This window comes from Nocardia sp. NPDC004722, from assembly GCF_053601505.1.
Map to the genome: position 1 here is coordinate 1 of NZ_JBSGBY010001004.1, position 1766 is coordinate 1766.

Below are 1766 nucleotides of genomic sequence, written 5' to 3' on the forward strand. Positions count from 1 at the left end.
GCCCTCCCCCGGCACGGCCGCCTGATCAGCTTCGACCTCAACTACCGCCCCGCCCTGTGGGCCCGCCGCACCGAGACCGCCGCCGACATCCTGGCCCGCCACATCGCCGGCAGCGACGTGGTGTTCCTGGGCGCGGACGAGGCCGAGGAGGTCTTCGGCATCGGCGACGCCGACCGGCTGCGCGCCGCCTTCCCGCAACCCCGGCATCTGATCGTCAAGAACGACAAGCACTCCGTGACCGGATTCCTCGGCGCGGACCGCCTCGAGGTCCCGGCCCTCACCCTCGAGGTGACCGAACGCATCGGCGCCGGAGACGCTTTCGCGGGCGGCTACCTGGCCGCGCTGCTACAGGGCCGCCCGCACGAACAGTTGCTGCGCTTCGGCCACCTGTGCGCAGCCGCCGCGTTGACCGGCACGGGTGACATCGCCGAACTGCCACATCTGTCCGCGCTCGAATCCCTGGCCGTGGCAAGCCCGTCCGAATGGGCGGCCATCCATTACCGCCCCGGCCTGCTTCTCCCCGAGAATGTGGCCTCATGAGTCAGAGTCTCCAACGCGCCCTCACCCTCCTCGTCGAACTCGGCGAGGAGCCGAAATCCCTGGACCAGTTGGCGACTCGGCTCGGCGTGCACAAGTCGACGGTGCTGCGGCTGTTGCAGACCATGGAGGCCGACCGCTTCGTCACCCACGACAGCGAGCACCGCTACCGGCTCGGCACCCGGCTGTTCGAACTGGCCAACCGGTCCTTGGAAGGCCGCGACGTGCGCACGATCGCGCGCCCGCACCTAGCGGCACTGAACGCCGATACCGGGCAGACCGTGCACCTGGCCACCTACGAATCCGGTGAGGCCGTCTACATCGACAAGCTGGACGCCACCCACAGCGTGCGCATGTACTCGCGCATCGGCCGCCCCGCGGCACTGCACTGCACCGCAGTCGGCAAGGTACTGGTGTCCGCGCTGCCGAGAGCGCAGTGGGCGGGCATCGCCGCCGGTCTGGACTACCGCGCCTACACCGACAAGACCATCCGCACCCCGGAGCAATACCTCGCGGAGCTGGAACTCGTTGCGGCCCAAGGCTTCGCCGAGGACCACGAGGAACACGAGAGCTTCATCAACTGCGTGGCCGTCCCGATCCACGACGGCACCGGCGCGACCGTCGCCGCACTGTCGGTGTCGGTGCCGGACATGCTGCTCGATCACGACCAGGTACTCGGACTGCTGCCGCGCGTGCGCGGCACCGCCGAGGCCGTATCCACCGAGCTCGGCTGGAGTCCGAGCCCCGAGAAGTGAAAGGCCCCACCATGAGCCAGAAGATCGCCATCCGCACCGACAATGCCCCCGCCCCCGCGCACACCTTCTCCCAGGGCGTCCGCAAGGGCCCGTTCCTTCAGGTCTCCGGCCAGGGCCCCGTCGACCCCGCGACCAGCGAATACCTCTACCCGGGAGACGTCGCGGCCCAGACCACTCGGACGCTGGAGAACGTGAAGGCCATCGTCGAGGCGGGCGGCGCGAGCTTCGACGACGTGGTGATGTTGCGCGTCTACCTCACCAAGCGTGAGGACTTCGCCATCATGAACGAGGCATACGGCAAGTTCGTGAACGAGCACACCACCGGCGACGTCCTCCCCAGCCGCACAACGGTTTTCACCGGCCTGCCGCGTGAGGAGATGCTGGTCGAGATCGACGGTATCGCCATCGTCGACTGACGCTCGCCTGAAAACTCGGGTCAGTCGATGCCGATGTGCTGATGGTACAGATTCGATG

At 68.1% G+C, this 1766-nt stretch carries 3 protein-coding genes; all 3 read left to right on the forward strand.

The genetic code is table 11. The features are described 5' to 3' along the window. Positions 1 to 540, forward strand: a 540-nt coding sequence (locus ACWELQ_RS45110; RefSeq protein WP_452403092.1) for a PfkB family carbohydrate kinase, incomplete at its 5' end; no start/stop codon positions are given. Further along, entirely contained in the window at positions 537 to 1292 is a 756-nt protein-coding gene (locus ACWELQ_RS45115; protein WP_452403093.1) for an IclR family transcriptional regulator, read from the forward strand. The genes ACWELQ_RS45110 and ACWELQ_RS45115, both read left to right, overlap by 4 nt. Positions 1293 to 1303: 11 nt before the next feature. Then, on the forward strand, positions 1304 to 1708 hold the full coding sequence (locus ACWELQ_RS45120; protein ID WP_452403094.1) for a RidA family protein: 405 nt from the start codon (positions 1304 to 1306) through the stop codon (positions 1706 to 1708). Positions 1709 to 1766 lie beyond the last annotated feature (58 nt).

Bases quoted from the DNA above. Each gene is read 5' to 3' on its own strand.
- ACWELQ_RS45115 (WP_452403093.1), top strand. From the start codon at position 537: ATGAGTCAGAGTCTCCAACGCGCCCTCACCCTCCTCGTCGAACTCGGC.
- ACWELQ_RS45120 (WP_452403094.1), top strand. From the start codon at position 1,304: ATGAGCCAGAAGATCGCCATCCGCACCGACAATGCCCCCGCCCCCGCG.